The 23,045-nt window shown below is 61.5% G+C and carries 18 protein-coding genes and 1 riboswitch; of the genes, 12 read left to right on the top strand and 6 right to left on the bottom strand.

What is annotated here, in order from left to right; translation table 11 throughout:
* Positions 1–59 precede the first annotated feature (59 nt).
* From ACR52_RS18835 to ACR52_RS18810, 6 genes are all read left to right on the top strand, one after another.
* Positions 60–395, top strand: coding sequence for a YceK/YidQ family lipoprotein (locus ACR52_RS18835; protein WP_048727671.1), 336 nt, complete (start codon positions 60–62; stop codon positions 393–395).
* A gap of 145 nt (positions 396–540) precedes the next feature.
* Positions 541–2,298: a carbamoyltransferase family protein gene (locus ACR52_RS18830; protein ID WP_048727668.1), complete on the top strand. Its 1,758-nt coding sequence runs from the start codon at positions 541–543 to the stop codon at positions 2,296–2,298.
* Positions 2,299–3,195, top strand: a complete 897-nt coding sequence (locus tag ACR52_RS18825; protein WP_048727666.1) for an antimicrobial resistance protein Mig-14 — start codon at positions 2,299–2,301, stop codon at positions 3,193–3,195.
* Complete coding sequence (locus ACR52_RS18820) at positions 3,192–4,604, top strand: PIG-L deacetylase family protein (protein ID WP_048727664.1); 1,413 nt, start codon at positions 3,192–3,194, stop codon at positions 4,602–4,604. The genes ACR52_RS18825 and ACR52_RS18820 overlap by 4 nt, the downstream gene beginning before the upstream one ends.
* 58 nt (positions 4,605–4,662) lie before the next feature.
* The gene (locus ACR52_RS18815; RefSeq protein ID WP_048727661.1) at positions 4,663–5,811 is read left to right on the top strand and encodes a glycosyltransferase; all 1,149 of its coding nucleotides are present in this window, start codon (positions 4,663–4,665) and stop codon (positions 5,809–5,811) included.
* Positions 5,808–6,689: a glycosyltransferase gene (locus ACR52_RS18810; protein ID WP_048727659.1), complete on the top strand. Its 882-nt coding sequence runs from the start codon at positions 5,808–5,810 to the stop codon at positions 6,687–6,689. Before ACR52_RS18815 ends, ACR52_RS18810 begins: the two co-directional genes overlap by 4 nt.
* Before the next feature lie 54 nt (positions 6,690–6,743).
* On the opposite strand, the gene ACR52_RS18805 is transcribed toward ACR52_RS18810, so the two are convergent.
* Complete coding sequence (locus tag ACR52_RS18805; RefSeq protein ID WP_048727656.1) at positions 6,744–8,606, bottom strand: O-antigen ligase family protein; 1,863 nt, start codon at positions 8,604–8,606, stop codon at positions 6,744–6,746.
* Positions 8,607–8,763: 157 nt separating this feature from the next.
* On the opposite strand from ACR52_RS18805, the gene msbA reads away from it, so the two are divergent.
* The 3 genes from msbA to ACR52_RS18790 all read left to right on the top strand — a co-directional run bounded on the left by msbA (position 8,764) and on the right by ACR52_RS18790 (position 13,138).
* A complete protein-coding gene (gene msbA / locus ACR52_RS18800) occupies positions 8,764–10,569 on the top strand; it encodes a lipid A export permease/ATP-binding protein MsbA (RefSeq protein ID WP_048727655.1) in 1,806 nt (601 codons plus the stop codon).
* A 216-nt stretch (positions 10,570–10,785) separates the two neighbouring features.
* Entirely contained in the window at positions 10,786–12,210 is a 1,425-nt protein-coding gene (gene hldE, locus ACR52_RS18795; RefSeq protein WP_048727652.1) for a bifunctional D-glycero-beta-D-manno-heptose-7-phosphate kinase/D-glycero-beta-D-manno-heptose 1-phosphate adenylyltransferase HldE, read from the top strand.
* On the top strand, positions 12,203–13,138 hold the full coding sequence (locus ACR52_RS18790) for an NAD-dependent epimerase/dehydratase family protein (protein ID WP_048727649.1): 936 nt from the start codon (positions 12,203–12,205) through the stop codon (positions 13,136–13,138). Before hldE ends, ACR52_RS18790 begins: the two co-directional genes overlap by 8 nt.
* A gap of 157 nt (positions 13,139–13,295) precedes the next feature.
* Here ACR52_RS18790 and ACR52_RS18785 read toward each other — a convergent pair whose 3' ends face one another.
* The 4 genes from ACR52_RS18785 to ACR52_RS18770 all read right to left on the bottom strand — a co-directional run bounded on the left by ACR52_RS18785 (position 13,296) and on the right by ACR52_RS18770 (position 16,711).
* A complete protein-coding gene (locus tag ACR52_RS18785) occupies positions 13,296–14,264 on the bottom strand; it encodes a hypothetical protein (RefSeq protein ID WP_048727646.1) in 969 nt (322 codons plus the stop codon).
* Positions 14,265–14,305: 41 nt separating this feature from the next.
* Positions 14,306–15,118, bottom strand: a complete 813-nt coding sequence (locus tag ACR52_RS18780; RefSeq protein ID WP_048727643.1) for an aldo/keto reductase — start codon at positions 15,116–15,118, stop codon at positions 14,306–14,308.
* Positions 15,115–16,290, bottom strand: a complete 1,176-nt coding sequence (locus ACR52_RS18775) for an NAD(P)/FAD-dependent oxidoreductase (protein WP_048727640.1) — start codon at positions 16,288–16,290, stop codon at positions 15,115–15,117. Before ACR52_RS18775 ends, ACR52_RS18780 begins: the two co-directional genes overlap by 4 nt.
* An 85-nt stretch (positions 16,291–16,375) precedes the next feature.
* Positions 16,376–16,711 (bottom strand): DMT family transporter, encoded by a 336-nt coding sequence (locus ACR52_RS18770; RefSeq protein ID WP_048727637.1) that lies wholly within the window; start codon positions 16,709–16,711, stop codon positions 16,376–16,378.
* A 102-nt stretch (positions 16,712–16,813) separates the two neighbouring features.
* On the opposite strand from ACR52_RS18770, the gene ACR52_RS18765 reads away from it, so the two are divergent.
* Positions 16,814–17,704, top strand: a complete 891-nt coding sequence (locus ACR52_RS18765; RefSeq protein ID WP_048727636.1) for a LysR family transcriptional regulator — start codon at positions 16,814–16,816, stop codon at positions 17,702–17,704.
* Between the two features lie 23 nt (positions 17,705–17,727).
* The gene (gene waaA, locus ACR52_RS18760; RefSeq protein WP_048727632.1) at positions 17,728–19,005 is read left to right on the top strand and encodes a lipid IV(A) 3-deoxy-D-manno-octulosonic acid transferase; all 1,278 of its coding nucleotides are present in this window, start codon (positions 17,728–17,730) and stop codon (positions 19,003–19,005) included.
* A gap of 120 nt (positions 19,006–19,125) precedes the next feature.
* Here waaA and ACR52_RS18755 read toward each other — a convergent pair whose 3' ends face one another.
* Positions 19,126–20,565: a TolC family outer membrane protein gene (locus tag ACR52_RS18755; RefSeq protein WP_048727629.1), complete on the bottom strand. Its 1,440-nt coding sequence runs from the start codon at positions 20,563–20,565 to the stop codon at positions 19,126–19,128.
* A gap of 196 nt (positions 20,566–20,761) precedes the next feature.
* A riboswitch (TPP riboswitch) is annotated at positions 20,762–20,867 on the top strand.
* 148 nt (positions 20,868–21,015) lie between these two features.
* Between ACR52_RS18755 and thiC the strand changes: the two genes are divergently transcribed.
* On the top strand, positions 21,016–22,920 hold the full coding sequence (gene thiC / locus ACR52_RS18750) for a phosphomethylpyrimidine synthase ThiC (RefSeq protein WP_048727626.1): 1,905 nt from the start codon (positions 21,016–21,018) through the stop codon (positions 22,918–22,920).
* Positions 22,921–23,045 lie beyond the last annotated feature (125 nt).

Below are 23,045 nucleotides of genomic sequence, written 5' to 3'. Positions count from 1 at the left end.
ACTGTGGAAACCCGTTTGCGGTGGTAGGTTTTTGGTCCCTTTAAATTATGGAGAGATCTATGGAGCCTAAAATTGCAGGGTTACTGGCATTGGTGGGAGTGTCTTTGATTCTGGCGGGCTGCGGCACGGTGACCACGGTGCTGCGTGAAGACAGCGTCACGATCCAGGCACTCAAAGCGAGAAAAACCTATTGCCAGTCGGTTCCACGCGTTTACAGCGGCGTGGCTTATGACGTGTGCGTGCTGCATGCACCACCGAATTCTGGAAGTGAGCTCTCCTTGAACGATGTCCCATGGCCTTTTCTCGATGTTGCTGTATCCGGGGTCCTGGACACACTCTTCTTGCCTTATACCCTCTACCGGCAAAGTGTCGACGGCAGCATTGAGCTGCGCTAGCCGCTAACCTTGCCACTTGCCGCTAACAGCTCCCCACCGCTTTTAAGCTATAATCCCGCCCTTTAGCTGTTTCTCGCCCAGGCGAGAGGCACACTTTTTTCAGGCGTAACCCGCCTGCATGCAGACTAAAAGAGGCTAGACCCCTGTGGCATTGACGATTCTTGGCCTGTCCGGCGCCCTTAGCCATGATCCTTCCGCAGCCCTGTATATCGACGGCAAGCTGATCGCGGCCGCCGAAGAAGAGCGCTTCGTACGCGACAAACATGCAAAGAACCGCATGCCCTACGAATCGGCGAAGTTCTGCCTGGAACAGGCCGGCATCAAGCCTTCCGACGTTGATGTGGTGGCGATTCCGTTCGCGCCGATCAGCCTGTTCGGCGAAGCCCGCTGGCACTACGCCAAGCGTTACTGGTACGCCCCGGACCGCGCACTCGACGCGATCCTGATGGGCAACCGTCGCTACAAGCGCTATCGCAACAAGATCGTCTGGTGCCTGGAGCAACTGGGCTTCGATCCGAAGAAAATCAAGATCGAGCCGGTTGAACACCACCTGGCCCATGCCTCCAGCGCCTACCACTGCTCCGGCTTCAAGGAGAAAACCGCGATCCTCGGGATCGACGGCAAGGGTGAGTACGCCACCACGTTCTTCGGCTACGGCGAAAACGGCAAGATCCACAAGATCAAGGAGTTCTTCGACCCGGACTCCCTCGGCGGCCTGTACGGCGCGATCACCGAGTTCCTCGGTTTCGAGATGCTCGACGGTGAGTTCAAGGTCATGGGCATGGCGCCGTATGGCGATGCCAGCAAGTACGATTTCTCGCGCCTGGCCTCCTTTGAAAACGGCGAGCTGGTGATCAACACCGACTACGCCAACGTCATCGGCCTGCGCCGCTACAAAGAGAAGGGCAAGGGTTTCTACTTCTCGCCAAAACTGATCGAGTGGCTGGGCCCGAAACGCGAAGGCGACATTGCCGACGAGCCGTACATCCACTACGCGGCCAGCATGCAAGCGCTGTTCGAGAAGCTGGCGCTGCAGATGATCGACCATTACCTGGGCGACATCCTGAAAGACACCGGCAAGCTGGCCTTTGCCGGCGGCTGTGCGCTGAACGTCAAGCTGAACCAGAAGATCATTGCCCGCGACGACGTGAAAGAGCTGTTCGTGCAGCCGGCGTCCGGCGATGCCGGCACCGCTGTCGGCGCTGCGGCCTACGTGTCCCACGCCCGTGGTGTGCCGGTGGAGAAGATGGAACACGTCTATCTCGGCCCGTCCTACAGCAACGAAGACGTGATCGCCGCCTGCGCCAAGCACGAGGCCAAACCGGTCTGGCGCAAGATCGAGAACATGCCCAAGCGCATCGCCAAGATCATGGTCGACGGCAACCCGGTGGCCTGGTTCCAGGGCCGCATGGAGTTTGGCCCGCGCGCCCTCGGCGGTCGTTCGATCATCGGTTGCCCGAGTGCTACCGGCGTGGCTGACCGCATCAACCACCAGATCAAGTTCCGCGAGCGCTGGAGGCCTTTCTGCCCGTCGATGCTCGACACCGTTGCGCCACAGATGATCAAGGTCGATCACCCGGCGCCGTTCATGACCTTCACCTTTGAAGTGTCGGAAGAGTGGAAAACCCGCGTGCCGGAAGTCGTCCATGAAGATGGCACCTCCCGCGCCCAGGTGCTCAAGCGCGAATACAACCCGCGCTACTACGACATGATGAAAGAGCTGGAAGTGCTGACCGGTAACGGCGTGTCGCTGAACACCTCGCTCAACCGTCGTGGCGAGGCGATGATCTGTTCGCCGACCGACGCGCTGAACATGTTCTTCGGCTCTGACCTTGAGTACCTGATCATGGAAGACATCCTGGTCGTCAAGGACGGCGTAGACCCTTATGACGCTGTGGTTTAAATGCTGAACCGCTTCCAGGGCTGGCGTGAACGTGGCTGGACGCCTGTCGAGGCCGAGGTTTACGCCCAGGCCTGGCAGCGGTTTGGCGGCAGCGTGGCGACCCATCCGCTGATCGTCGAGCGGTTGGCCGGCCTGGCGCAGATTCCGGTGCGTTACCTGGGCTGGGAACAGGACGGCGAACTCAAGGGCGCGATTGCCACCTGGGGGCGCGACCTCGCCCTGTCCAAAGACGTGCTCAAGCGCAGCGGCAAGAAAGGCCTGTTTGACCTGGGCAATGCCGAGATCATCCTGCCGATTGCCGCCGACGCGCAGTTGCCGGTGCGCCATCGCGGGCGCTACCTGTCGGCGCTGAACGAAGGGCGCGTCAGCACCCTCAAGCCCCAGGCCGAGCAGTTGGCCATGGCGCGCACCCCCGAAGACCTGTCAAAGAAGTTTCGCTACAACCAGCGCCGCGAATTGCGTTTGCTGGAAGAGGCGGGCGGCGTGGTGCGGGCGGTAAACGAGTTTTCCAGCGCTGAATTGGCGGCGATCTACTGCGATTTGTTTCTACGACGCTGGGGCTTTCCGGCCACCGGCGCCGAGCGTCTGGCCGAGGTGCTGGAGTTGCTCAAGGAATTTTTGATCGGCTCGGTGCTGTTTCTCAACGATGCACCGATTGCGGTGCAGTTGGTGTACCGCGTCGAGGCGCCCGAGTGGGTCAGCATCGAGTACGTCAACGGTGGTGTCGACCCTGAAACTCGTGCATTCAGCCCCGGCAGCGTACTGAGTTTCCTCAATACGCAAAGCGCCTGGGAACAGGCGCGTGCGCAGGATTTACCGCTGCGGTTTTCCTTCGGGCGTGCCGACCGTGAATACAAGGAGCGCTGGTGCAATCCGGTGCCGGTGTTCAGCGTATGAGCCGCAAACAGCAACTGCTCAAGCGTCACCGGCGCAACAAGCGTATTGCGTTGCTGATCGGGGTGCTGGTGTTGATCGCGGCCGGCGTGCTGGTGGCCTGGTGGCTGCCGCTGATCCTCGCGGTGCTGCTGTGGGTGGCCCATGAAGCCTGGTTTGCCGACCACCTGTTCTACTCGCCCAAGGATGACTACCAGTACCGCTTTGCGCCGGGTAGCCAGCGGACCAGCCTGCGCCTGGACGCCGGGCGACTGGTGGCGGATGCGCCGCTGAACCTTTCGGGCGATGAAACGCTGATCGTCGAAGTGCAGCTTAAAAGCAGCTGGCTTGGCCGTTTTCTCGATCCTGCGGTTGAGCTGTCGGGAGGCGAGTCGCCTGACCGTCAGGCGTTTGAGCGCGGCGTCGCAGGCAAGCGCTACTTGAATCTAACGGGTTCGGCGTCGGCGTTGGCCGGCGGTGAGCTGCGCTTGCGCGGTCGTTTTTGCCGCGTGATCGGTCAGCCCGCTTTGTGGGTTTTCCGTCAGCCGGACTTGGCTCGCCAAACGGTGATGGTGATCGCGCCCCATGCCGATGATGCCGAACTGGCTGCGTTTGGCCTGTATGGCCAGGCGAATGAAAGCTGGATCGTGACCCTCACCGCCGGCGAGATCGAGGCCGAGCATTATCAGCAGATGGGTCTGCCCAAGGCTGATGCTGCGCGGATCAAAGGACGCTTGCGCGCCTGGGATAGCATTGCCGTGCCGCGTTGGGCTGGCGTTCCCGAGGCGCAGTGCGTGCAGTTGGGTTACTTCTGCCTGCAACTGCCGGCCATGCAGGCCGCTCCGGATCAACCCCAGGTGTCCCGCGAAGCGCAATTGGAAGATACGCGGCTGTTTCGCCAGTTCAATGCCCTGGCGCTACCTAGCGATGCGGACGGTGCGCCGACCTGGCACAACCTGATCGCCGACCTGCGCGCGGTGCTGCTCACTGCGCGCCCCGAGGTGATTGTGCTGCCGACGCCGGTGCTCGACCCGCACCCGGATCACATCTGCGCCCACGCCGCCGTGGTTGAGGCGCTGCAAGGGCTTGACTGGCAACCGAGCACATTGCTCGGCTATGCCAATCACTTGCATGATAACGACCGCTGGCCCATGGGCGATTCGGGCGCGGGCGTGGCGTTGCCGCCGCAGTTTGCTGCCGCTCAGGTGCTTGAGCCTTATTGCCGCGTGCTGAGCTTGAGCCAGCAGCGGGACAAGGCTATGGCGCTGGGCATGATGCATGACCTGCAGCCCCGCGCGCCGTTCAAGCGGAGGGTGCGTCGCCTGTTGCAGCAACTGCTGGCTGGCCGTGGTCCATCGCCTTACGGCGAGAACGAATTTTTCCGCAAGGCCGTGCGCCGTCACGAGCTGCTTTGGGTGCTGAAGCGGGACTGAGATTGACTTTTTCGTTGGGCTGCCCGCTCGTAGCGGCCCGATTGCCTCATGGAGTGATATGAAGCCTCGTTTCAAGGTTTTGCAGTTGCAGCCGGATTACAACGTCAAGGTCAATGATTTCGCCGACCTCGGCGAGCAGATCGTCAAGTCGTTGCCGGTTGAACGGTTCGAGGTCACGTCGGCCTTCCTCAGTGGCCGCCCGCAACCGGGCCAGCCATTGAGCGTGGCCGATCATTCCAAGTATTTCGAATTTCCCGAGAAGGCCCTTAAAGGCATTCGCCTGGGCGCCATGTGGGCCATCTACCAATATTGCCGCGAGCAGAAGTTCGATGTGGTCATCTGTAACCGCTTCAAGTCGGTGAACATGATGCTGTCGCTCAACCGTTGGTTGAAGATCCCGTTGTGCATCGGCATCTCCCACGGTTTTGGCGAATACGAGCGGGCCTATCGCCGACGCCAGACGCGTAAGCTGGTCAGCCCCGCCTGGCGGTTTGTTGGCGTGTCGGCGGCGGTCCGGGATTACCTGGTCGGTCTCAATTGCGGCTTTACCCGTGAGAACACCACCTTCGTCACCAACGCCATCGATATTCCCCAGGCCGAAGCCCTGCAGCTGCCGCGCGAGCAAGCGCGGCAATCACTGGGATTGCCACTCGATGCGCGGATCATTGGGGCGTTGGGGCGGCTGGTGCCGATCAAGGGCCACACGCACCTGCTGCAGGCTTTTGCCCGCCTCAAGGACAAATACCCGCATGCCCAGCTCGGTATCATCGGCGCTGGCCGTGCCGAAGCCGACTTGCGCGCGGACATCGAGCGCCTCGGCCTCACCGGTCGTGCGCACCTACTGGGTTTTCGTGAGGATGGCCTGCAATACGTACGTGCCTTCGATATCTGGACCATGCCCTCGTTGCTGGAAGGCCTCGGCCTGGCGTTGCTGGAAGGCATGAGCGGGCGCTTGCCGGTGATTGCCTCCAACGGCCCGGCCATGTTGCCGCTGGTGGAAGGGGCGGGCGGCTTGTCCCACGAGCCCGGCAATGTCGAGCAACTGACAGCTGCGCTGGACACTTACCTGGCGATGAGCGACGAACAACTGCGCGCCAAGGGCGAGCAGGTATTCCGCTACCTCGAAGAAAACCACGCCCTGGCCGAATTCCAGCAGAAGTACCTGGACCTGATCGAAACCGGTTTAAAAGAAGTAGGTAGAGCATGACTGCGCAACAACCCCTGGTCTCGGTGATTATCGCGTCCTACAACCACGGCCGATACATCGAAGAAAGCATCCTCAGCGTGCTCGGCCAAACGTACCCCAATATCGAACTGCTGGTGGTGGATGACGGCTCCAAGGACGACAGCGTCGAGCGCATCCTGCGCCTGCAGGCCGAACACGGGTTTGACTTCCAGGTGCAACAGAACCAGGGCCTGACCGCCACCCTCAACGGCGCGGTCGCCCGCGCGAAGGGCAGCCTGATTGCACCATTCGGTTCCGACGACATCATGCTGCCTGACCGCATTGCGACCCAGGTGGCGTACATGGCCGACAAGCCGAAGGTGGGGATTTGCGCCGGCAACATCGAACTGATCGATGGCGACGGCAACCTGCATCCGGAGAAAAAGCAGCGCCGCGACGTGCCGTTCCGTAGCCTGGATTTCGACGATATGTTCATGGACCGCAAGCCCTTCCCGCCGGCGCCGACCATGCTGATTCGCCGGGAGGCGCTGGAGGAAGTCGGTGGCTTCGACCCGCTGATTCCCCTGGAAGATCTGCTGATCCAACTGAAGATCACCGCCGCGGGCTACACCATCGACGCCCTCGGCGTGGTGATGGCGCGCTATCGCCAGCATGCGAGCAACACCTACAAAAACCACCGCTACATGATCCAGAACATCCTCAAGACCTATGCCAAGTTCAGCGAACATCCGGCCTATGACGCGGTTCGCTACAACTTCCTGAACTCGATGTTCCTCAAGACCGCCGACCGTGACCGGCCGCTGGCGCGGGAGATCCTCAAGCAGATCCCGTTGAAGTTCTGGGGGCGCAAGACCTTGCGTGGGCTGGTGCGGTTGTATCTGGCGCCCCTCAGAAGCTGAGGCGGCAGGGGATGTGAAAAAGGCGACTATCAGCAGTGATAGTCGCCTTTTTTGTCAGGCTGCCGGGCGGGCCAGGGTCAGGACTTGCTCGCGGATCTTCGCCGTGGCTGCCTGGCTGGCGACCGAGGCGTAGCCTTTGGCCAAGTGCTCGAAGTGAGTCTCGAACAGCCAGTTGCGGTCCTGCGGGTAGCGTTGCATGTGGCGCAGGTTGCGCTGGCGCAAGGCGTTACGCAGCGGCGATGGGAAGATGCGCAGGTCGGCGATATCGATCAGGCCGAACTCGCCGTCCTCCATCAGCAGCACGTTGCCCAGGTGCAGCGAGCGGAAGTACACACCGCGCTGGTGAAGCTGGGCCATGAACTGGCCGAAGCGTTCGATCAGCGACTCGCGCAGGCTGCTGTCCAGGCTTTGCAGGGCTTGGCGCAGGGTCAGGCCGGGCAGTGGCGAGTAGGTCACGGCGCTGCTGGCGTCGCGCAGGCGATAGAGGGCCAGAATCTCTGGCGTGGGAATGCCCAGGGTGCGTAATCGCTCGGCGTTGCTGGCAAACCGCTCGGAGTACGGGTTGAAGCTGCCCGAGGTGTACCAGCGGCGCGCGCGGAATACCTTGAGGAAGCGGCCGTCTTCCAGGCGCAGGACTTTCGGGCCCAGGCCATCGGCTTCAATCACCTGAGCATTGCTGCACAGCTGATCAAAGGCCTCGGTCTTGAGGGTTTGTACCGGCATGCGCAGCACACTGCGGCGGCGCTGGGCAATGCTCAGGCCGGCGATGATTGCCAGGGGAATCCACAGCAGAAACCAGTGCTCCTTGGGTCGCGACAGAATGCCACCGCCTTCGGTCAGGCCGGCGCCGATGCCGTAGGCCAGCAGGGAAGAAGCGAGGATGAACAGCGGCTGCGCGCGCTCCTTCAGGCTCTTGTACAAGCCCCAGCCCAGCATGAAGATCCACGGGATAAAACCGATGATGCCGACGTAATAGAGCACGCCCAAAGCAAAGCTGTGGGGTTCGCGAAGCTGATAGCCGTCGGCCAGGGTCAAATAAAGCTCGGAATCGTAGCTGTGGCCGATCCATGGGTGTTCGGCGATGCGTTGCAGCGACATGCCCCAGAGTTCGAAACGGAACGAGCTACCACGGTTGGTGAGCAGTTCCGGGTAGAACAGCACGAGCCCTGCGGCGCCGACGACCATGCCCGCGATCAGCAACGCCGAGCGGCGGTTGCGGCTGACAAAACTCATCCACAGGATGGCGAGCGTCAGGGCTACCAATGGCGTTCGAGAACCGGTGGCCAGCACTGCGGCAGTCATGATTGCCAGGGCCGGTATGCTGAACCACAGCACTTGCAGGCGATGGGTAGTCATGCAGACGTACAGCCAGTAGACGCAGAAAAAGCCGAATATGTGCGAACTGAGCAGCGGGTTGTCGAGGGCGCCACGGCCGCCGATCATGCGGTTTTCCATGCCGGGTTCAAAGCCCTTGGCAAACGCCACTAGGTCGAACAGGCACGCCACCAGCGCAATCACCGCCGCACTGAAGAAAATCGGTTTGAACAATTCATTGCGGTAATGCAGCAATAGACCGCAACCGCCAAACAGCATGAACGTATGCAGCGGGCGTTTGAACAGGTCGGTGTCGGGATGATGCTCAGGGCTCCAGAACAGACTGGCCAGGGCCCAGGCGGAAAACACCAGGAACGCGATCGCCAGGGGCTCACGCAACAGTTCTTTGATTTCCCTGGGCCGCAGACACAGCAGCAACAGGGTCGGCGCACTGAACAGGCCGTAGTAGAACTTGTGCAGCACATTGCGATTGGTGACGAAGAACAGCGAACTCAGTAGCAACAACAAGCCAATGGGCAAGACCCAGAGCACCAGGAAGTCGAAAACGCGGTTTGAGCCATAAATAAGGCGCTTGGACTGCATAAAAAAAGCCATTCCAGAAGAAGAAAGCCGACCATCTTAAAGTAGTGGCTATTTAATGTCTCCGGTTGGATCCAACCGGGCTGCGGCTTATGCCGGGTGCAAGTACAACAGAGAAGCTGTGCTAAAGTCAGCCTCCTTTTTCAAAACGCCGCGTGATATGACCGACTCCAGTCCGAGCGCAAGCCCTTCGAGCTTGAAAATATACTTCCGTCTGCTCAGCTACGTCAGGCCCTACGCGGGCTTGTTTGCATTGAGTATCCTCGGATTTCTGATTTTCGCGTCGACCCAGCCGATGCTGGGTTACATCCTCAAGTATTTCGTCGACGGCCTTTCCAATCCGCAAGCCGTGCTGTTCCCAAGCGTGCCCGTCCTGCGGGACTTGCAATTGCTGCAAGCCGTGCCGCTGCTGATCATCTTGATCGCGGCCTGGCAAGGCCTGGGTTCGTTCCTGGGTAACTACCTGCTGGCCAAGGTGTCCCTGGGGCTGGTCCACGACCTTCGCGTGCAGTTGTTCAACAATTTGCTGACCCTGCCCAACCGCTACTTCGACAATCACAACTCCGGGCACCTGATTTCCCGCATCACCTTCAACGTGACCATGGTCACGGGGGCGGCGACCGATGCAATCAAGGTGGTGATCCGTGAAGGCATGACGGTGATCTTCCTGTTCGCCTCGCTGCTGTACATGAACTGGCGCCTGACGCTGGTGATGATCGCTATCCTGCCGCTGATCGCGGTGATGGTCAGCACGGCCAGCAAGAAATTCCGCAAGCAGAGCAAGAAGATCCAGGTGGCCATGGGCGACGTGACTCACGTGGCCTCGGAAACCATCCAGGGCTACCGCGTGGTGCGCAGCTTTGGCGGCGAGGTCTACGAGGAAAAACGTTTCCTCAAGGCCAGCCAGAGCAACACCAACAAGCAATTGCGCATGACCCGCACCGGGGCGATCTACACGCCGGCGCTGCAACTGGTGATCTACACCGCCATGGCGGTGCTGATGTTCCTGGTTCTTTATCTTCGCGGCGATGCATCGGCCGGTGACATGGTGGCCTACATCACCCTGGCCGGCCTGCTGCCCAAGCCGATCCGCCAACTGTCGGAAGTCAGCTCGACCATCCAGAAGGGTGTGGCCGGTGCCGAAAGCATTTTCGAGCAGTTGGACGAAGAGGTCGAGATCGACCACGGCACGATCGAGCGCGACAAGGTCAGCGGTCGCCTGGAAGTGCGCAACCTGAACTTCACCTATCCCGGCACTGAACGCCATGTGCTCAAGGACATCAGCTTCACCGCCGAGCCTGGGCAGATGATCGCGCTGGTGGGGCGCTCGGGCAGCGGCAAGTCGACCCTGGCCAGCCTGATCCCGCGTTTCTATCACCACGAAAGTGGCGAGATTCTGCTCGATGGCGTAGAGATCGAAGACTACAAATTGCTCAACCTGCGCAAGCACATTGCCCAGGTAACCCAGCATGTGACCCTGTTCAGCGACACCGTGACCAACAACATTGCCTATGGCGACCTGTCCGGCGCGCCACGGGCGGACGTTGAAGCGGCGGCGGCGGATGCCAATGCCAAGGACTTCATCGACCAACTGCCCAAGGGCTTCGACACTCCGGTCGGTGAGAACGGTGTGCTGCTGTCCGGTGGTCAACGCCAGCGTTTGGCAATTGCCCGAGCCTTGCTCAAGAACGCGCCGCTGCTGATTCTCGACGAGGCCACCTCGGCCCTCGACACCGAGTCCGAGCGGCACATTCAGGCTGCACTGGACACTGTGATGCAAGGCCGCACCACCCTGGTGATCGCGCACCGTTTGTCCACCATCGAGAAGGCTGACTTGATCCTCGTTATGGATGACGGTCGGATCGTCGAGCGTGGCACCCACAGTGAATTGCTGGCACAGAAAGGCTATTACGCCCGCCTGCATTCCATGGGGCTGGACACGCCGGTTACTGCCGACATCACCTGACCCTCCTTATAGCTTGCCTGTGGCGAGGAGCTTGTCGGATCGCCGCGCCGTCCCGCTGGGCTGCGCAGCGGCCCCAAACATGGGACTGCTACGCAGCCCAACGGGAGCAAGCTCCCTCGCCACAACAAGCCGGCTCCAATGCAAAACCCTCCCGCAAACCTCCTGTAACCCTGTGCTAATATCGCGCCCCTGTTCATTTTGTATGTGGGTTGCTCCATGAAGTTGTCCATGCCGCGATTCGATCAAGCCCCTGTCTTGGTGGTCGGCGATGTCATGCTCGACCGTTACTGGCATGGCGGTACCTCACGGATTTCCCCTGAGGCACCGGTACCGGTAGTTAAGGTCGAGCAAATCGAAGACCGTCCAGGTGGCGCTGCCAACGTTGCCCTCAATATTGCCGCCCTTGGCGCCCCGGCCTCCCTGGTGGGTGTGACCGGCGACGACGAAGCCGCCGACAGCCTGGCCAACAGCCTGCGCGGTGCCGGCGTGCGCGCGCTGTTCCAGCGCATCGCCCATCAGCCGACCATCGTCAAGCTGCGGGTGATGAGCCGTCACCAGCAATTGCTGCGTATCGATTTCGAAGAACCCTTCGCCACCGACGCCTTGGCCCTCAGTGGCCAGGTCGACGAGCTGCTCGAAGGCATCAAAGTGCTGGTGTTGTCCGACTACGGCAAAGGCGCCTTGAAGAACCACCAGGTGCTGATCCAGGCCGCCAAGGCCCGCAACATCCCGGTACTGGCCGATCCCAAAGGCAAGGACTTCTCGATTTATCGCGGAGCCAGCCTGATCACGCCGAACCTCAGCGAGTTCGAAGCCATCGTCGGCGGTTGCGCCGATGAGCACGAATTGGTCAGCAAGGGCGCGACCCTGATGGCTGACCTCGACCTGGGCGCCCTGCTGGTAACCCGTGGCGAGCACGGCATGACCCTGCTGCGCCCCGGCCACCCGGCGATGCACCTGCCGGCGCGGGCCCGTGAAGTGTTCGACGTGACTGGCGCCGGTGACACGGTGATTTCTACCCTGGCCGCCTCCATCGCGGCCGGTGAAGAACTGCCCCACGCCGTGGCCCTGGCCAACCTGGCGGCGGGCATCGTGGTCGGCAAGTTGGGTACGGCGGCTATCAGCGCACCTGAATTGCGCCGGGCGATCCAGCGTTCCGAAGGCTCGGAGCGCGGCGTGCTGACCATCGAGCAATTGCTGCTGGCGATTGACGACGCGCGTGCCCACAACGAAAGCATTGTGTTCACTAACGGCTGCTTCGACATCCTGCACGCCGGCCACGTGACGTACCTGGAGCAGGCGCGTGCCCAAGGCGATCGCCTGATCGTCGCGGTCAACGACGATGCGTCGGTCAGCCGCTTGAAAGGCCCGGGCCGTCCGATCAATAGCGTCGACCGTCGCATGGCCGTACTGGCCGGGTTGGGCGCGGTGGACTGGGTGATCAGCTTCCCTGAGGCCACCCCGGAAAACCTGCTGGCCCAGGTCAAGCCGGACGTACTGGTCAAGGGCGGCGACTACTCCGTCGACCAGGTGGTAGGGGCCGACATCGTCAGCGCCTACGGCGGCAAGGTCAAAGTACTGGGCCTGGTTGAGAACAGCTCGACCACTGCCATTGTCGAGAAGATCCGCAACAATGAGTAATGCTGATAAGTGGGTTCTGATCACCGGAGGTGCCGGCTTTATTGGCTCGCACCTCGTTGATGCGCTGCTCGCCAAGGGCTACGGGGTGCGGGTGTTGGATAACCTGTCCACCGGCAAGCGCAGCAACCTGCCACTGGACAATCCGCGTGTGCAACTGATCGAAGGCGATGTCGCCGATGCCGCGCAAGTGGCGCAGGCCGCTGTCGGTGTGACGGCGGTGGTGCACTTGGCCGCTGTGGCCTCGGTACAGGCGTCTGTGGATGATCCGGTCAGCACTCACCAGAGCAATTTTGTAGGCACCCTGAATGTCTGCGAAGCCATGCGCCGGGCCGGCGTGAAGCGCGTGGTGTTTGCCTCCAGTGCCGCGGTGTATGGCAACAACGGCGAGGGCGATTCGATTGACGAAACGACCACCAAAGCGCCGCTGACGCCCTATGCCTCGGACAAGTTGGCCGGTGAACACTACTTCGACTTTTACCGTCGCCAGCACGGCCTGGAGCCGGTTATTTTCCGCTTCTTCAATATCTTCGGGCCGCGTCAGGATCCGTCATCGCCGTATTCCGGCGTGATCAGTATCTTCAGCGAGCGCGTGCAACAGGGCGTGCCGATTGCCGTGTTTGGTGATGGCGAGCAAACCCGCGACTTCATGTACGTGGAAGACCTGGTGGACGTGTTGGTGCAAGCCATCGAAGCGCCGGGCGCGCCGCTGGGTGCGATCAACGTCGGCTGGAACCGCACCACCACGCTTAAGCAGGTGTTGCAGGCGCTGGAAGAGGTGGTGGGCTCGTTGCCGACGATCACTTACGGGCCGGCACGTTCTGGGGATATTCGGCATTCGCGGGCCAACAACCAGCGGCTGTTGGCGAGCTTCACGCTGCCGCAGCCCACCCCGTTGAAGGTCGGCCTCGCACGTCTGCTCAACGGCTGACGCAATCAAATGTGGGAGCTGTCGAGCTTTAGTGAGGCTGCGATGCAGGCGCTGCGGTCTGGCAGGTACGGCGCGGTGATCCTGTCGCAGCCTCGCTAAAACTCGACAGCCCCCCACATTCGACCTGCTGTGTTTCGAAGTAAGCGTTCCCTGCGTTCTAGCGGCTGGCTTTTTTCTTCGGCACGATCTTACGCAACATCTGCCGCGCCTTGCCGGTCAGACGCTTCAATTTCGACTCTTTCTCGGGCTCTGCCAGGCCTTGCTGCCTGAGCCAATCCTTCCAGCGAATCCGCTCGTCCCGCACCACCCACCCCTCCTGCTGGGCGAAGCTTTCGGCCAGGTACAAACCCCGCGTGCTCGCCGGGTACAGCTGGTCTTTCTTCACGGTGTACAGCTCGGCGAGCGGCTGGCCGTCCTTCAACGGCATCAGGTACAAATCCGGGCGCTGGCGGTCGAGGCGGGCGACCAGTTGATCGCCTTCCAGTCGCTCATCCACATGGAACAGGCTCAGGGATTTGGCTTCCTTGGGCACTTCCAGACGCAAGTCATAAATCAATTGCAGTGACGCCGTGGGCAGGTGCACGTAGGCCCGTGGGCGCTCGATCAGTTGGGTTGTCGCGCAGCGCACCGGGCGTGCCGCGCCGGACAGTGGGCTGAGGCGAAACGGCAGCGCTTCGCGGTAGTGCAGGGCAGCGGAGTAGGGCGCCGGTAGCCAGGTGTCGTTGAAGCGCCCGCCGAGCCAGCCTTCGGGCGTCTCAAGCAGGCATTCTTCGGCAATTTCCTGGATGGCGGTGTGCAGCGGCAGGTTCAGTTCGTGGGCCGGTACGTAGCCGGAGATCAGCTTGAGCACCACGTCACCCCGATCCTGGCGACGCTGGCGCACCAGCACCCAGTAATCCTTGTTCTGCCAATGCAGGGTCAGGCGCACCGACACGCCCAGGTTGGCCAGCTCCAGGGCGAAACGCTCGGGGTCCGCCACCTCCACCGGCTTGCGCCGTTGCAGGGTCTGGGCAAAGTTGAGCGGCATGCCGACGCTCTGGTAACTCAGGCCTTCGGGGGTGGCTTCGACGTGCAGCGGGAGTGTCTTGAAGTTGCTGGGGTTTTTTCTTATGAGCGTTCGCGGCATGTCGGCTCCTTTTTGCGACGGGGGCGGCCGCGTCGGCGGCATCAGAGTTGACGAATAACCTGGGCAGCGGTCGCCACGTTATGGGCCAAGTGCAGCGGATTAATGGTCCCGACAATAGCACTGGCAACGCCCGTTTGCGCAAACAACAACATGAAACTGGCTCTAATTGGATCCATTCCAGGTTCCAGGCACACATGACCGCTGGCCAGGGCTTTTTTCACCAGGATGCCTTTGCCATGAGCGGCCGCATAATCAATGACGGCTTTCTCGCATCGTGAGTTCAAATTGTAAGTGACCATCGCGCAATCACCCTGTTCCAGAGCCTTCACGCCGCCTTCGACGGTCTTGCCGGAGAAGCCGAAACCGCGAATTTTACCCTCGCGTTTCAAGTCGGCCAGGGCCTGGTAGACCTCACAGTCGTTGAGGATGTGCAGGTCGTTGCCGTCGGAGTGCACCAGCACCAGGTCGATAAAATCCGTTTCCAGTCGTTTCAGGCTACGCTCGATCGACATCCGTGTATGGGCAGCGCTGAAGTCATGGCGCGACACGCCATCGTCAAACTCTTCGCCGACCTTGCTGACGATCACCCAGTCCTGGCGTTGGCCACGCAACAGTGGCCCCAGGCGTTCTTCGCTGCAGCCGTAGGCGGGAGCGGTGTCGATCAGGTTGATGCCCAGTTGGCGGGCCTGGCGCAGTAACATCCGCGCCTCGTCGTCATCGGGGATCTTGAAACCGCTGGGGTATTTCACCCCTTGGTCGCGACCCAGCTTGACGGTGCCCAGGCCCAGCGGCGACACCAGCAGGCCGGTGCTGCCCAGAGGGCGATGCAGGTCATGCAAGGTTGGCAAGGTCATGGCAACAGTTGCTCCCAGGCCGGTTGCCCAATGGCCGGTTTTGGCAGGTCGGGCAGGGGCTCGCTCGCGCTTGGGCGGATGCCGTCGCGTTCCAGGGCGCTGAGCACGCGGTCGGCGAAGTCCGGGGCCAGTGCCAGTTTGGTCGGCCAGCCCACCAGCAGGCGGCCCTGATCGGCGAGGAAGGCGTTGTCGGGGCGGGACAGGCCGGATTGCAGCGGCTCGGCACGGTCGACGCGCAAGGTGGCCCATTGGGTCTGGCTCATGTCGATCCACGGCAGCAGCTGCGCCAGCTCTTTTTGCGCCGTGGCGATTTGTTCCTGCGGGGTGCGCGCCACGCCATCTGCCTCGGCGATGTCGCCGCCCATGTACCACACCCAATTGCCATCTTTTGCCGGATGGGTGGTGACGGTGATGCGCGGCTTGGTGCCGCCGCCCAGGCAATGGGCATACAGCGGCTTCAGGCCTGGGCCTTTGGCAATAATCATGTGCAGCGGGCGTGTTTGCATGGCTGGCTGGCTCAGGCCCAGGGCCGTCAGTACATCAGCGGTGCCGCCGCCGGCACTCAACACGATGCGCTGTGCGCGGATCTCGCGGCCGTCGACCTTCAGGCCCACTAGCGTGTCGCCTTCCAGCAGCGGTTCGATGTGCTGCCCAGCGAGCAAACCATCACCGGCGAGTTGCGCCAGGCGTTCGATCAGGCTGGGGACATCGATGACCAGCTCCGCCAGGCGATACACCTTGCCCTTGAAGCGACGGTCTTGCAGGGCGGGGGGCAGGTCATCGCCCTTGACCTGATCGACGCGGCCGCGCACGGCCTTGCTGGCGAAGAAGCTGGTGAGGTTGCCGGCGATAGTGCCCGGGGACCAGAGGTAATGAGCTTCGGAGAGCAGGCGCACGCCGGACAGGTCCAGCTCGCCATTACCGTCCAGGGCTTCACGCCAGCGGCGAGGCATATCGGCAATCGCTTCGGAGGCGCCGGTGAGGGCGCCGTGCAGGGCGTATTTCGCACCGCCGTGAATGATCCCCTGGGACTTCACGCTTTGCCCGCCACCCAGGGTGGCGCTCTCCACCACCACCGTGGAAAACCCCTGGCGGCGCAGGCGCGCATTGAGCCAGAGGCCGGCAACCCCGGCGCCGACAATAAGGACGTCGGTGGAAATAACGGATGGCATGGGCAACCTCAATGTTCAAATCAAGGTGCCAAGTATACAGACTCAACGGGTCGATCTTTGCCCAGGATCAACATTGCACGAGTTGTCAGTGCCCAGCAGTTTTCGAAAACAACTGAATCACCACTACGCCCAACACAATCAATCCCATCCCCAGCATTGCCGGGATATCCAGCTTCTGCCCGTAGATAAACAGCGCCGCAATGCTGACCATTACAATCCCCATCCCGGCCCACACGGCATACGCCACGCCCACCGGCACGGTGCGCACCACCAGGGTCAGCATCCAGAAGGCCACGCTATAGCCGACGATCACCAGCAGCAACGGAATCGGCGTGCTGAAGCCCTTGATGGCTTTCATGGACACGGTCGCGATCACTTCCGAGCAGATGGCAATGGCCAGGTAGTAGTAAGCGGCATTCATGGGTCAATCCTCGGTGTGGAGCGCTTTGATAAGGTCGGCATTTTAGCGGCTCTCCAGATGGGGTAAAGTCATTACCTATCTGAATTAAGGATGGGTTGAGCCATGAGCGTGCAGTGGAATCTGGAGCAGATGCGCCTGTTTGTCAGCGTCGCCGAGCAGCGTTCGTTCTCGGCGGTGGCGCGGGAACAGCGCAAGGCGCAATCGGCGGTGAGCAATGGCATTGCCCTGCTCGAAGCGGATTTGGGCGTCAGCCTGTTTGAGCGCAGCAGTGGCCGCCAGCCGCGTTTGACTGAAGCCGGCACTGCTTTACTCGAAGAAGCCAAAGAAGTGCTGCGCCAGTGCGAGCGCCTCAATGGCCGGGCCCTGTCACTGATGCGCGGCGAAGAGGCGCGCCTGCGATTGGCCCAGGATGAGGCGATGTTGTATCAGCCGGTGCTCGACAGCCTCGATGCCTTGGCGGGGAAATTTCCCAACCTGGAAGTGCAGCTTTCCAGTGCAGCCCAGGGCGACGTCGCCCGCAAGCTGGTGGAACGCCAGGCTGACCTGGGGATGTTGTTTTATCACGATCAAATCCCCGAGGCGTTGGAGCGACGGGTAGTGGGCAGCGTCGAAATGGTCACGGTATGCGGGCGCAATCACCCGCTGGCGGCGCAGAAAACCGTGGACTGCCAACGCCTGGCGCAATTTCGCCAGTTGCTGATGTCGACCCAGACCAGCGTCTACCCCGGCAGCGAGGCCGCCAGCCCCCAGGTGTGGCGCGCCGACAGCTTCTACGTGCTGGCCGAATGGCTGATCCGTGGCCTGGGTTGGGCCTGGTTGCCCCGCCATGTGGTGCAGTACCCCGCCTATCAGAACAGCATGGTCGAACTCGATAGCGAATGGACCCCGCCGGCGTTGGTGGTGGAGTTGGTCTGGCGCCGTGACGAGCCTCTCGGTCCGGCCGCACGCTTTTTGGCCGAACGTTTTACCGAGTGCCTGCAGGCGATCGACTGAAAAAGCCGATAAACTCCGCCGCCATGAATAGAACTCTCTACAGTTGTCTGTTTTATCTGGCGCTGCCGTTGGTGGCCTTACGTCTGTGGCTGCGCGCGCGCAAGGCGCCCGCCTATGCCAAACGTGTCAGCGAGCGGTTTTCCTATGGCTTGCCGGCGATGCAGCCCGGCGGGATCTGGGTGCATGCCGTGTCGGTGGGCGAAAGTATTGCCGCCGCTCCGATGATTCGCGGACTGTTGGAGCGTTATCCACAGCTGCCGATTACCGTCACCTGCATGACGCCCACCGGTTCCGAGCGCATCCAGGCGTTGTTCGCCAACGAGCCGCGCATCCAGCACTGCTACTTGCCGTACGACGTGCCTTGCGCCGCCAAGCGTTTTCTTGATCGGGTGCAGCCGAAACTGGCGGTGATCATGGAAACCGAACTGTGGCCCAACCATATCCACGCCTGCGCCCAGCGCAGTATTCCAGTGGCGCTGGCCAATGCGCGGTTGTCGGCGCGTTCCGCCAAGGGCTACGCACGTTTCACCAAGCTTACGGCGCCGATGCTGTCTGAAGTGAGCCTGTTCGCCGTCCAAACCGAAACCGAAGCCCAGCGTTTTCTAAGTCTCGGCGCGCGTCCGGAAACCGTGGAAGTGACCGGCTCGATCAAGTTCGACCTGACCATCGATCCCCAGTTGCCGGTACGTGCCGCAGCCTTGCGCGAGCAATGGGGTGCGAGCGAACGCCCGGTGTGGATCGCCGCCAGTACCCACGAAGGCGAAGACGAAGTGGTGCTCGCTGCCCATCGCCAATTGCTCGCCAGCTATCCCAATGCCTTGCTGATTCTGGTGCCGCGTCATCAGGAGCGCTTCGGGCCGATGTTCGAGTTGTGCACGCAACAGGGGTTCGCCACGGTGCGCCGTTCCAGCGGCGAGCCTGTCACAACGCAAACCTCAGTGCTGCTCGGCGATACCATGGGCGAGTTGCTGTTTCTCTACGCATTGGCCGACAGCGCATTTGTCGGCGGCAGCCTGGTACCGACCGGCGGGCATAACCCGTTGGAGCCGGCGGCGCTGGCGAAGCCTGTGATCATGGGGCCGCATGTGTTCAACTTCCTCGAAATCACCGCGATGATGCGCGAAGCCGGCGCGTTGCGAGAAGTGGATGACGCAGAAGGGTTGGCCGAAGCGGTGCGACAGCTGTTCGAACTGCCGCAGGATGCGCGCAAGATGGCGCAGGCGGGGCTTAAGGTGATGCAGGCCAACCAGGGCGCGTTGAAGCGCTTGCTGGATGGGCTTGATCGACTGGTTCAGCGTTGACCGCAATCCCTCTGTAGGAGCGAGCGCGCTCGCGAAAATCGCTAACGCTGACGCGGGTATTCTGGATGACTGCGGCGTCCTCAGGTTCTTCGCGAGCAAGCTCGCTCCTACAGAAGATTTTTAATAGCCCGGGCGGGCCTTCAACTGCTCAGCGGCGGCTTTGGCCAGGTCCGGTGGCAGGAAGTCCTTGTCCGGGTTGTAGTCAGCCTTGAGGTAGCGCGCCAGGTCCTGCAAATCTCCCGGGTTCAGCGTGCCCGCTGCCTGCTTCAAGCGCAGGTTGTCGAGGATGTAGTCGTAGCGGCTGTTGTTGTAGTTGCGTACCGACGCGTAGAGCTGGCGCTGTGAATCGAGCACGTCGACGATATTGCGCGTGCCCACCTGATACCCGATTTCCGTGGCTTCCACCGCACTCTGGTTCGAGATGATCGACTGGCGGCGCGCCTGCACCTGTTCCACATCGGTGTTCACCGCGCGGTGCAGGTTGCGCGTGTTTTCCACTACCTGGCGGCGCAGGCCTTCGCGTTGCTGCTCGGTCTGGCCAAGGCGCGAATACGATTCGCGCACTTGCGAGCTGGTGAGGCCGCCGCTGTACAGCGGGATATTCAAGCGCAGGCCGATGGTGCGTTGCTCGACATCGCCACGGTACGGCGTGCCGAAGGCATTCGGGTTGCTGAAGCCGAGGGCGTCGTTGTCACCCTTTTCGTACTGCGCCACGGCATCGAGGGTCGGCGCATGGCCGGCCTTGCGTTGCTTGAGGGTTTCTTCGGCAGCGCTGACCGCATAGTTGCTGGCGAGCAGGTTCAGGTTCTGCCGGCCTGCAGTCTCGACCCAGGCCTTGGCATCGTTCGGCAGCGGCGGCAACACCGGCAGCGTATGCACAATGCCCTGGATCGAGTTGTACTGGCGGTTGGTCAGGGTGATCAGTGCTTCGAAGGCATCGTCTACCTGGCGCTGGGCCAGAATCCGGTTGGCCCGTGCAGTGTCATAGCTGGCCTGGGATTGCAGCACGTCGGTCTTGTCCGACAGGCCTACATCGAAGCGCTCGTTGGACTGGTCCAGCTGGCGCTTGAAGGCGTTTTCTTCGGCCTTGGTCGAGGCCAGGTTGTCCTGGGCGCGCAGCACGGCGAAGTAGTTTTCGGCGCTTTGCAGGATCAGGTTCTGTTCGGTGGCCGAGAGTTGCAGCGCCGCCTGTTCGTTGGTGGCTTCGGCAGCCTGCAGTTGGAACCAGCGGTCGGCGCGGAACAGCGGCTGGCTCAAGGTCGCGCGCCAGGAGTGGGCATCGCGGTTGGCAGTGGCTGAGGGCGTGTCGATCTGGGTGCGCACGTTATTGATATCGGCACCGGCCGACAGGTTGGGCAGCAACCCGGCGCGTGCCTGGGGCACCACTTCTTTCTGCGCGCCATATTGGGCGCGGGCGGCGGCCAGGTCGGCGTTGTTGTCCACCGCTTCCTGGTAGACGCTGACCAGATCGGTTCTGGCGGACAAGGGCGCTTCAGCTGCCCAGACCATTCCGTTGGTCGCACAAGACACGGCAACAGCCAGTGAAAGTTTGCGCAGCATGAGGCGATCCCTAGTGTGAATATTACGGCGATAATTTAGCGCCCAAGGCTAAGGCTGGCCATTCCTGGCGTCAAGCATTGTGGCGGGGATCGAGTGTAATGGCGCGGCAGCGGCGCAACAATCCCGTAATTACGCCATTCATCACGCTGAATGCACGGCTATTGGCAATTTGCCCACGGCATGGTCTAGACTTGCGGCGTTCTTGTCGGGGTGCCTTGTTGGAAGGCTGAGATCGGTAAATACCGGATCCCGTTGAACCTGATCAGGTTAACGCCTGCGTAGGGAACAAGATTTCTCGTCACCCGGCGAGTCCTCTTGTGCTTCGTCCGGGATGTTGTTCGACAATCGAACAGCTCTTGTGCGCCAAGCACAGCACTGGTTTCAGTGCGTCCATCCGTCACAGGTTCGCTCCGACAAAAATCCACCGCCTGGATAGTTGGAGAGCCCGTGATGAGCACAGAACTAAAAAGTACAAAACTGAAAAACACCGTGCACTTGAGTGAGTCGGCCAAGGTCGATTCCGGTTCCGTGCAGCCGTTTACCCGCTCGCAGAAAATTTATGTCCAGGGCAGCCGTCCGGACATCCGCGTGCCGATGCGCGAAATCAGTCTCGACGTGACTCCTACCGATTTCGGCGGTGAAATCAACGCACCTGTGGTTGTTTACGATACCTCCGGCCCGTACACCGACCCCAGCGTCATCATCGATGTGCGCAAGGGGCTGGCGGATGTGCGTTCGCCGTGGATTGAAGACCGGGGCGATACCGAGCGGCTCGCTTGCCTGAGCTCAAGCTACGGCCAGGAACGTCTCGATAACCCGGACCTGGCTTACCTGCGCTTTGCTCACCTGCAAAACCCGCGTCGCGCCAAGGCCGGCGCCAACGTCACCCAGATGCATTACGCGCGTAAAGGCATCATCACTGCCGAGATGGAATACGTCGCCATCCGCGAGAACATGAAGCTCGAGGAAGCCCGCGCCAGCGGCCTGCTCGACCAGCAACACGCCGGCCACAGCTTCGGCGCCAGCGTGCCGAAAATCATCACGCCTGAATTCGTGCGCGAAGAAATCGCCCGTGGTCGCGCAATCATCCCGGCCAACATCAACCACACCGAGCTGGAACCGATGATCATCGGCCGTAACTTCCTGGTGAAGATCAACGGCAATATCGGCAACAGCGCCCTCGGTTCTTCGATTGAAGAAGAAGTGGCGAAGATGACCTGGGGAATTCGCTGGGGGTCGGACAACATCATGGACCTGTCCACCGGTAAGCACATCCACGAAACCCGCGAATGGATCATCCGCAACTCGCCGGTGCCGATCGGTACCGTGCCGATCTACCAGGCCCTGGAAAAAGTTGGCGGCGCCGCTGAAGACCTGACCTGGGAGCTGTTCCGCGACACCTTGATCGAACAGGCCGAGCAGGGCGTCGACTACTTCACCATCCACGCCGGCGTGCTGCTGCGCTACGTGCCGCTGACCGCCAAGCGCGTCACCGGCATTGTGTCCCGTGGCGGCTCGATCATGGCCAAGTGGTGCCTGGCGCATCACAAAGAGAACTTCACCTACACGCATTTCGACGAAATCTGCGAAATCATGAAGGCCTATGACGTCAGCTTCTCCCTCGGCGACGGCCTGCGCCCAGGCTCTATTGCCGACGCCAACGACGCCGCGCAATTCGGCGAGCTGGAAACCCTCGGCGAGTTGACCAAGATCGCCTGGAAACACGACGTGCAAACCATGATCGAAGGCCCTGGCCACGTGCCGATGCAGTTGATCAAGGAGAACATGGACAAGCAGCTCGAGTGCTGCGACGAGGCGCCGTTCTACACCCTCGGCCCGCTGACCACCGACATTGCACCGGGCTACGACCACATCACCTCCGGCATTGGTGCGGCGATGATCGGCTGGTTCGGCTGCGCCATGCTTTGCTACGTCACGCCCAAGGAGCACTTGGGCTTGCCGAACAAGGATGACGTGAAGACCGGGATCATCACCTACAAGATCGCCGCCCACGCGGCGGACCTCGCCAAAGGCCATCCGGGCGCGCAGATCCGCGATAACGCCTTGAGCAAGGCACGGTTCGAGTTCCGTTGGGAAGACCAGTTCAACCTCGGCCTGGACCCGGACACCGCGCGTTCGTACCACGATGAAACCCTGCCGAAGGACTCGGCCAAGGTCGCGCATTTCTGCTCGATGTGCGGGCCGAAGTTCTGCTCGATGAAAATCACCCAGGAAGTGCGTGAGTACGCGGCCAACCAGCGCATTGAAGCGGTGGATGTGGATGTGGCCAAGGGCTTGGCCGAGCAGGCGGAGCGGTTCAAGCAGGAAGGCAGCCAGCTCTACAAGAAGGTCTGACACCGATGATCGTTCCCGCGCTCTGCGTGGGAATGCATCCCGTGACGCTCTGCGTCACAAAGGCGGACGCAGAGCGTCCAAAGCGGCATTCCCACGCGGAGCGTGGGAACGATCATGTTCTTCAG

The sequence above is a fragment of the Pseudomonas fildesensis genome (assembly GCF_001050345.1).
GTDB classification, from domain to species: domain Bacteria; phylum Pseudomonadota; class Gammaproteobacteria; order Pseudomonadales; family Pseudomonadaceae; genus Aquipseudomonas; species Aquipseudomonas fildesensis.
This window is presented reverse-complemented; position numbering and strand designations above follow the sequence as displayed.

Bases quoted from the DNA above. Each gene is read 5' to 3' on its own strand.
- ACR52_RS18835 (WP_048727671.1), top strand. From the start codon at position 60: ATGGAGCCTAAAATTGCAGGGTTACTGGCATTGGTGGGAGTGTCTTTG.
- ACR52_RS18825 (WP_048727666.1), top strand. From the start codon at position 2,299: ATGCTGAACCGCTTCCAGGGCTGGCGTGAACGTGGCTGGACGCCTGTC.
- ACR52_RS18820 (WP_048727664.1), top strand. From the start codon at position 3,192: ATGAGCCGCAAACAGCAACTGCTCAAGCGTCACCGGCGCAACAAGCGT.
- ACR52_RS18815 (WP_048727661.1), top strand. From the start codon at position 4,663: ATGAAGCCTCGTTTCAAGGTTTTGCAGTTGCAGCCGGATTACAACGTC.
- ACR52_RS18810 (WP_048727659.1), top strand. From the start codon at position 5,808: ATGACTGCGCAACAACCCCTGGTCTCGGTGATTATCGCGTCCTACAAC.
- ACR52_RS18805 (WP_048727656.1), bottom strand. From the start codon at position 8,606: ATGCAGTCCAAGCGCCTTATTTATGGCTCAAACCGCGTTTTCGACTTC.
- msbA (WP_048727655.1), top strand. From the start codon at position 8,764: ATGACCGACTCCAGTCCGAGCGCAAGCCCTTCGAGCTTGAAAATATAC.
- hldE (WP_048727652.1), top strand. From the start codon at position 10,786: ATGAAGTTGTCCATGCCGCGATTCGATCAAGCCCCTGTCTTGGTGGTC.
- ACR52_RS18790 (WP_048727649.1), top strand. From the start codon at position 12,203: ATGAGTAATGCTGATAAGTGGGTTCTGATCACCGGAGGTGCCGGCTTT.
- ACR52_RS18785 (WP_048727646.1), bottom strand. From the start codon at position 14,264: ATGCCGCGAACGCTCATAAGAAAAAACCCCAGCAACTTCAAGACACTC.
- ACR52_RS18780 (WP_048727643.1), bottom strand. From the start codon at position 15,118: ATGACCTTGCCAACCTTGCATGACCTGCATCGCCCTCTGGGCAGCACC.
- ACR52_RS18775 (WP_048727640.1), bottom strand. From the start codon at position 16,290: ATGCCATCCGTTATTTCCACCGACGTCCTTATTGTCGGCGCCGGGGTT.
- ACR52_RS18770 (WP_048727637.1), bottom strand. From the start codon at position 16,711: ATGAATGCCGCTTACTACTACCTGGCCATTGCCATCTGCTCGGAAGTG.
- ACR52_RS18765 (WP_048727636.1), top strand. From the start codon at position 16,814: ATGAGCGTGCAGTGGAATCTGGAGCAGATGCGCCTGTTTGTCAGCGTC.
- waaA (WP_048727632.1), top strand. From the start codon at position 17,728: ATGAATAGAACTCTCTACAGTTGTCTGTTTTATCTGGCGCTGCCGTTG.
- ACR52_RS18755 (WP_048727629.1), bottom strand. From the start codon at position 20,565: ATGCTGCGCAAACTTTCACTGGCTGTTGCCGTGTCTTGTGCGACCAAC.
- thiC (WP_048727626.1), top strand. From the start codon at position 21,016: ATGAGCACAGAACTAAAAAGTACAAAACTGAAAAACACCGTGCACTTG.